Consider the following 6,915-nt stretch of genomic DNA (forward strand, 5'->3'; position numbering starts at 1 on the left):
CGCCTACCGCGTGCGCGGCCACCTCATGGCCGACACCGACCCGCTGGAGTACCGCCAGCGCCGCCACCCCGACCTCGACGTCACCAGCCACGGCCTGACCCTGTGGGACCTCGAGCGCGACTTCGCCACCGGCGGCTTCGGCGGCGAGCCGATGCTCAGGCTGCGCAAGATCCTGGGCATCCTGCGCGACTCGTACTGCCGCACCATCGGTACCGAGTACATGCACATCCAGGACCCGCAGCAGCGCGAGTGGATCCAGTCCAAGGTCGAGGTCGGGTTCACGAAGCCGAGCCCCGACGAGCAGCTGCGGATCCTGCGCAAGCTCAACGCCGCCGAGGCGTTCGAGACCTTCCTGCAGACCAAGTTCGTCGGGCAGAAGCGGTTCTCCCTCGAGGGCGGCGAGTCGGTCATCGCCCTGCTCGACCGCATCCTGTGCCGGGCCGCGTCCGAGAACATGGACGAGGTCTGCATCGGCATGCCGCACCGGGGGCGCCTCAACGTGCTCGCCAACATCGCGGGCAAGTCCTACGGCCAGATCTTCCGCGAGTTCGAGGGCAAGCAGGACCCGCGCTCGGTGCAGGGCTCCGGCGACGTGAAGTACCACCTCGGCACCGAGGGCGAGTTCGTCACCGAGGACGGCTCCAAGACCAAGGTCTACCTCGCCGCGAACCCGAGCCACCTCGAGGCCGTCAACCCGGTGCTCGAGGGCATCGCCCGCGCCAAGCAGGACCGCCTCAACCTCGCCGGCGAGGACTTCACCGTGCTGCCCGTGCTGCTGCACGGCGACGCGGCGTTCGCGGGCCAGGGCGTCGTCGCCGAGACGCTGAACCTGAGCCAGCTGCGCGGCTACCGCACCGGCGGCACGATCCACGTCGTCATCAACAACCAGGTCGGCTTCACGACCTCGCCGAGCTCCTCGCGGTCGAGCACCTACTCCACCGACGTGGCCCGGATGATCCAGGCGCCGATCTTCCACGTGAACGGCGACGACCCGGAGGCCTGCGTGCGGGTCGCCGAGCTCGCGTTCGAGTTCCGCCAGGAGTTCAACAAGGACGTCGTCGTCGACATGGTGTGCTACCGCCGCCGCGGTCACAACGAGGGCGACGACCCGTCGATGACGCAGCCGCTGATGTACAACCTCATCGAGGCCAAGCGCAGCGTCCGCAAGCTCTACACCGAGGCGCTCATCGGCCGCGGCGACATCTCCGTCGAGGACGCCGAGGCCGCGCTGCGCGACTACCAGCAGCAGCTCGAGCGGGTGTTCATCGAGACCAAGGAGGCCATCAAGGAGTCGGCCGCCGCCCCGGCGAGCAGCGACCCGACCCTGGCCGGCACCGACGTCGAGGGCCACTCCGGCCTCGAGCCGCCGACCGCGCAGGCCGCCGACCAGACCACCCGGTCGGCCACCGACACCGCCGTGCCGCGCGAGGAGCTCGAGCACATCGGCGACGCCTTCGTCAACATGCCGCACGGCTTCACGGTCCACCCGAAGCTCAAGCAGGCCATGGAGAAGCGGGCGCAGTCCGTCCGCGAGGGCGGCATCGACTGGGCGACCGGCGAGCTCCTCGCGTTCGGCTCCCTGCTCAAGGAGGGCACCCCGGTGCGCCTCGCCGGCCAGGACTCCCGCCGCGGCACGTTCGTCCAGCGCCACGCGGTCCTGATCGACAAGGTGACGGCCGAGGAGTGGACGCCGCTGCTCTACCTCGGCGAGGGCCAGGCCCGCTTCTGGGTCTACGACTCCCTGCTCTCCGAGTTCGCGGCGATGGGCTTCGAGTACGGCTACTCCGTCGAGCGGCCCGACGCGCTCGTGCTGTGGGAGGCGCAGTTCGGCGACTTCTTCAACGGCGCGCAGACGGTCGTCGACGAGTTCATCTCCTCCTCGGAGCAGAAGTGGGGCCAGCGCTCGTCCGTCGTGCTGCTGCTCCCCCACGGCTACGAGGGCCAGGGCCCGGACCACTCCTCCGCGCGCATCGAGCGGTTCCTCCAGATGTGCGCCGAGGACAACATGACGGTCGCCTACCCGTCGACCCCGGCGTCCTACTTCCACCTGCTGCGCCGGCAGGCCTACGCCCGGCCGCGCCGCCCGCTCATCGTCTTCACCCCGAAGTCGATGCTGCGGCTCAAGGCGGCCTCGAGCGCGGTCGAGGACTTCACGACCGGCACCTTCCGCCCGGTCCTGCCCGACACCGCCCCGCTCGACAAGGGCGCGGTCACCCGGGTGCTGCTCGCGAGCGGCAAGGTCGTCTACGACCTCGAGGCGGCCCGCGAGAAGGCCGGCGACCAGCAGACCGCGATCGTCCGGGTCGAGCAGCTCGCGCCGCTCCCGGCCCACGACATCGCGGCCCAGCTGCGGGAGTACCCGAACGCCGACGTCGTCTGGGTCCAGGACGAGCCGCAGAACCAGGGCGCCTGGCCGTTCATGGCGCTCAACCTGCCGGGCATGCTCGCGGAGTTCGGCGAGAGCCGCCCGCTGCGGGTCGTCTCCCGCCGCGCGTCGGCCTCCCCGGCCACCGGCTCGACCAAGAAGCACCAGGTCGAGCAGCAGGAGCTGATCGAGGCGGCCTTCGCCCGCTGACCCCAGCGCCTCCCCCTCTCCCGCTTCGCACTTCTGGCCACTCACACGGCATACGGCGGCTCATCACCGCCAACATGCCGAGTGGGTGGCCAGAAGCGTGTGGAGATGACGGTATGCCGTGGGGCTGCGCAGGGTGCCCACGGCCCCTAGAGTCCGAGGGTGCCGACAGCGAGCAAGCGCACCGCGCAGATCATCGACGTCATGGGCGACGCCTTCGCCCCGCTGATGGCGGCCGACCCGCTGGCGTTCCGCACCAAGTTCCGCAAGATGGCGGCCGACCCGCACGCGTTCTACCGGGGCACCGCCTGCCTGTTCTACGCCGACGTCACGGGCGGCGACCTCAGCAGGGCCGACGACCCGTACGTCGACGACGAGAGCAGCAGGATCTGGATCCACGGCGACCTGCACGCCGAGAACTTCGGCACCTACCTCAACTCCGACGGCCGGCTCGTCTTCGACATCAACGACTTCGACGAGGCCTACATCGGCCGCTACACCTGGGACCTCAAGCGCTTCGCCGCGAGCCTGGCCCTGCTCGGCTGGCAGAAGGCGCTCCCCGAGGCCGACGTGCGCCGCCTCGTCGCCCGCTACCTGCGCGCCTACCTCGGCCAGCTCAACCACTACCTGCACCGCGACGACGACCTCGACTTCGCGCTGCGCCTCGACAACACGCACGGGCCGGTGCTCGCGGCGCTGATGTACGCCCGGACCAGGCGCCGGGCCAACCTGCTCGACGACATGACCGTCCAGGACGGCGCCAAGCGGGTCTTCCGTGACGGCCCCGGAGTCCGCCGCCTCGGCCGACCGGAGCGCCGCCGGGTGGTCACGGCCTTCGAGGCCTACCTCGAGACCATCCCGCAGGACAAGCGCTTCGACCGCCCGCTGTTCTACGACCTCGTCGACGTGGTCGGCAGCAGCGGCTTCGGCATCGGCAGCGCCGGCCTGCCCGCCTACTCACTGCTGGTCGAGGGCTACAGCCAGGCGCTCGACAACGACGTCGTGCTGTCGATGAAGCAGGCCAACATCCCCGCCGTCAGCCGGTTCGTCGACCGCGGCACCGTGGAGGGCTACTTCGAGCACGAGGCCCACCGCACGGTGGTCAGCCAGCGGGCCCTGCAGGTGCACACCGACCCGCTGCTGGGCCACACCACGCTCGACGGCGTCGGCTACGTCATCTCGGAGGTCTCGCCGTACGAGGTCGACCTGGCGTGGCACTCCATCACCGAGCCCGACGAGATCGCCGCGGTGGTCGACCTGCTGGGCCGGGCCACCGCGAAGGTGCACTGCGCCGCCGACGAGGACAGCGACCAGACGCTGGTGCAGTTCCAGACCGAGGAGGTGATCGCCCGCTGCCTCGAGGGCCGCCGCCGGCAGTTCACCGAGGACGTCGTCGAGTTCGGCATCTCCTACTCCGCGCGGGTGCGCGAGGACTGGGCGCTGTTCGTCGAGGCGTTCCGCGAGGGCCGCATCGGCGTCGCGTCCGCCTGACGCCACCCGACAGGCCCACCACCAGCCCGTATGCCGCGTGCCGCCTCCGGGGGCGGGCGCCGGTCGCGATAGCCTCGCAGGCGTGTACTTCACCGACCGGGGCATCGAGGAGCTCGCGGCCCGCCGCGGGGAGGAAGAGGTCTCCCTCGAGTGGCTGGCCGAGCAGCTGCGCACGTTCGTCGACCTGAACCCCGACTTCGAGACGCCCATCGAGCGTTTCGCCACCTGGCTGGCCCGCCTCGATGACGATGAGGACTGATCCGTTGAGCACCGAGCCCGAGTTCACCCCGTCCGCAGAGTTCCACGTCGCCACCGACGGGCCGCGCGACGTGGGCCTGGTCTTCATCGGCGCCTCGCTCGTCGCGGGCGTCGGCGACCCGAAGGGGCAGGGCTGGGTCTCCCGCGTCGTGGGGCGCACGCAGCACCCCGACCTCGAGCTCACGGCATACAACCTCGGGGTGCGCGGCGACACCTCCGCCGACGTGCTGAACCGGTGGCGCACCGAGTGCCCGCCGCGGTGGGCCGGCCGCTCCGAGAGGCGCCTGGTCATCTCCGTCGGGGGCAACGACGCCGCGACCGGCGTGACGCTCGCCCGGCACCGGCTCAACCTCGCGAACATCCTCGACGACGCGGCGAGCGCCGGCATCGGCACCTTCGTCGTCAGCCCCCCGCCGTCGGGCGACCACGACCTCAACGCCAAGCTCGAGGTCCTCGTCGAGGCGCAGGCCGACGTGTGCTCGCGCCGCGGCGTCCCGTTCGTCGACTGCTACCGGCCGCTGCTGGGCCACGAGCAGTGGCGCTCCGACCTGGCGGCGAGCGGCGTGGCGCACCACCCCGGGCAGGCGGGCTACGGGCTGATCGCCTGGCTCGTGCTGCACAACGGCTGGTACGACTGGTTGCAGATCAGCGCCTGACGCCGATCTCGGCCCCTCCATCTCCGACAGATGGGGGAACCCATCCGGGCGCTGTCCTGTCACCCTGCCCCCAGGGTGAGTGGGGAGGCACGGCATGCTCGACGTGCGCGCGCGCAAGAGCCATCGGCTGCGCTTCTGGGCGGTGGTCGCGGTTCTGGGCGCGTTCGTCCTGCTCTGGTACACCACGCCGAGCGTCCAGCGGTGGTTCTGCCAGGGCTGGACTGCGCCGGTGTTCCAGTGGAGCGGGCAGTGCGACCAGCAGTGGCAGCGGGTCACGGCGGCGGACGCCCAGGCCGCGGTCGACGGCTACCTGGGCCTGGCCGGCGGCACGCAGCCGGAGCAGGCGTGGGAGGCGCTGGGCCCTGACGCGCAGGCGGGCCGCAGCCGCGAGGAGTTCCTGGCCGCGTGGTCCGACGTCGCGATGGCCGAACGGGTCGCCCCGATGCGGCGGACGGCGAACCGGTTCAACTGGTTCACCTTCGACTACCGCGTCTTCCGGACGCCCGCGCGCGGGCCGGACGGACAGCCGGACTGGGACTCGCCGCAGGGCCTGGTCGAGGAGGCCCGCCTGAAGGTGCGCCTGCAGTACTCCGACGACGGCGTGGTGGTGGCCGACCTCGGCAAGAGCGCCCCCACCGAGACCCCACCCCTGCAGCCCCTCTACGCCTGGGGCACCTTCACCGGGCCGACGGTCGCGCGGACTGCGCCGAGCGACGACGCCCCGCTCTCCCCCGACTCGAGCCAGGGCAACTGGGCCGGAGGCCGGACGCGGGTGGTGTGCGAGCTGACGACCAGCACGGGTCGCTGGTACGCGAGCCATCTGGGGTGGTTTCCGGCGGAATCGGTGGAGCTGTCCGATGTGCCCGGAGAAGGGGTACTAGCCTGTTCGCCACACCCGTCGGCGCCGCCCACGAAGCAGGGGAGGTCGCGCCGCACCTAGAGCAGCACCTAGAGGGAGGCACGCGCGTGGGCGCAACGCAGGAGCTGATCGCCTCGGTCCGCGAGGCCACCGAGGGCACGCCGTACGTCGTCGAGGAGACGCCGGACGGCTTCACCGTGACGATCGACGTCGTGGACGCGCAGTGGTACACGCTGATCCGCAAGAACGGCCTCAAGCGCGTGTTCACCTACGAGGTCCGCACGTACGACAAGTCCAGGACGCTGTCGATCACCGACGTCGAGAACTCCGTGCGCTGGAACGCCGGGGCCGGCGTGAGCAGCCCGCCCAGCCTGCACGCCGAGCGCTCGTTCAAGCGCGGCCGCGTCTACCAGCTCAGCTTCCAGAAGCAGTACGGCGTCGACGCGCAGACCCGCCAGCTCACCAAGGTCGTCGACTACCGCTTCAACGCGAACGAGGGCCGCAACATCATCCGCGACGCCGCGAGCCGCGCGGGCTGGAAGGAGCGGATGGGCGCCGAGCAGCGCGGCGCGGTCATCTTCGCGGGGGCGATCGTCGCCACCAGCGCGCTGATCGGGCTGTTCTTCCTGGGCCGGGCGATCTTCGGCTGACCACCCCCAGGCAGAGGTATGCCGCGTGGCCGGGCCACGCGGCATACCTCTCGTCCGTGGGTCTCGGTGCCGGAGGTCTGGTCTCGGTGCCGGAGGTCTGGTCTCAGAGCTGGAGGTCGGCCAGGCGCCGCAGGCGGATCAGCGTCTCGCGGGAGGATGCGTCTCCGCGCTGCCAGGGGGCGACGATCGACGTCATCAGGTCACGCAGCTCGCGCTCGTGAGGGCTCTCGCCGATGCGCGCCCGGGCCGCGCGGCCGCCGAACTCGTCGGTCTCGAGATACTCCTGCCACCGGGGGTCGATGACGGGCTTGTCACCCGCTCCGAAGGGATTTCGCACGGGTAAAGCGTAGGTCAAGAGCGCAGGTCAGCGTCGGAAAACCGCCACGGCCCAGCGGAACTCGGCCGAACGGCTGATGGCGCCGGTGGCGG

At 71.1% G+C, this 6,915-nt stretch carries 7 protein-coding genes; 6 read left to right on the plus strand and 1 reads right to left on the minus strand.

From position 1 onward, the window contains the following. The 6 genes from VIB11_RS09565 to VIB11_RS09590 all read left to right on the plus strand — a co-directional run. Nucleotides 1–2,575 (plus strand): multifunctional oxoglutarate decarboxylase/oxoglutarate dehydrogenase thiamine pyrophosphate-binding subunit/dihydrolipoyllysine-residue succinyltransferase subunit (locus VIB11_RS09565; protein ID WP_332030656.1); only part of this gene is annotated, 2,575 nt, incomplete at its 5' end. Nucleotides 2,576–2,734: 159 nt separating this feature from the next. Further along, the gene (locus tag VIB11_RS09570) at nt 2,735–4,063 is read left to right on the plus strand and encodes a DUF2252 domain-containing protein (RefSeq protein WP_332030658.1); all 1,329 of its coding nucleotides are present in this window, start codon (nt 2,735–2,737) and stop codon (nt 4,061–4,063) included. Nucleotides 4,064–4,145: 82 nt separating this feature from the next. Continuing rightward, nucleotides 4,146–4,322: a DUF6104 family protein gene (locus VIB11_RS09575; RefSeq protein WP_332030660.1), complete on the plus strand. Its 177-nt coding sequence runs from the start codon at nt 4,146–4,148 to the stop codon at nt 4,320–4,322. Between the two features lie 4 nt (nt 4,323–4,326). Next, nucleotides 4,327–4,977 (plus strand): GDSL-type esterase/lipase family protein, encoded by a 651-nt coding sequence (locus VIB11_RS09580; RefSeq protein ID WP_414695801.1) that lies wholly within the window; start codon nt 4,327–4,329, stop codon nt 4,975–4,977. Nucleotides 4,978–5,071: 94 nt separating this feature from the next. Further along, nucleotides 5,072–5,917 carry a hypothetical protein gene (locus VIB11_RS09585; protein WP_332030664.1) on the plus strand — a complete coding sequence of 282 codons (846 nt, stop codon included), beginning with the start codon at nt 5,072–5,074 and terminating at the stop codon, nt 5,915–5,917. Between the two features lie 26 nt (nt 5,918–5,943). Next, nucleotides 5,944–6,486, plus strand: a complete 543-nt coding sequence (locus tag VIB11_RS09590; protein ID WP_332030666.1) for a hypothetical protein — start codon at nt 5,944–5,946, stop codon at nt 6,484–6,486. Between the two features lie 103 nt (nt 6,487–6,589). Here the strand turns inward: VIB11_RS09590 and VIB11_RS09595 are convergent, their stop codons facing one another. After that, a complete protein-coding gene (locus tag VIB11_RS09595; protein WP_332030668.1) occupies nt 6,590–6,823 on the minus strand; it encodes a hypothetical protein in 234 nt (77 codons plus the stop codon). Nucleotides 6,824–6,915: the final 92 nt, after the last annotated feature.

The sequence above is a fragment of the Pedococcus sp. genome (assembly GCF_036554925.1).
Lineage (GTDB): Bacteria > Actinomycetota > Actinomycetes > Actinomycetales > Dermatophilaceae > Pedococcus_A.

Bases quoted from the DNA above. Each gene is read 5' to 3' on its own strand.
- VIB11_RS09585 (WP_332030664.1), top strand. From the start codon at position 5,072: ATGCTCGACGTGCGCGCGCGCAAGAGCCATCGGCTGCGCTTCTGGGCG.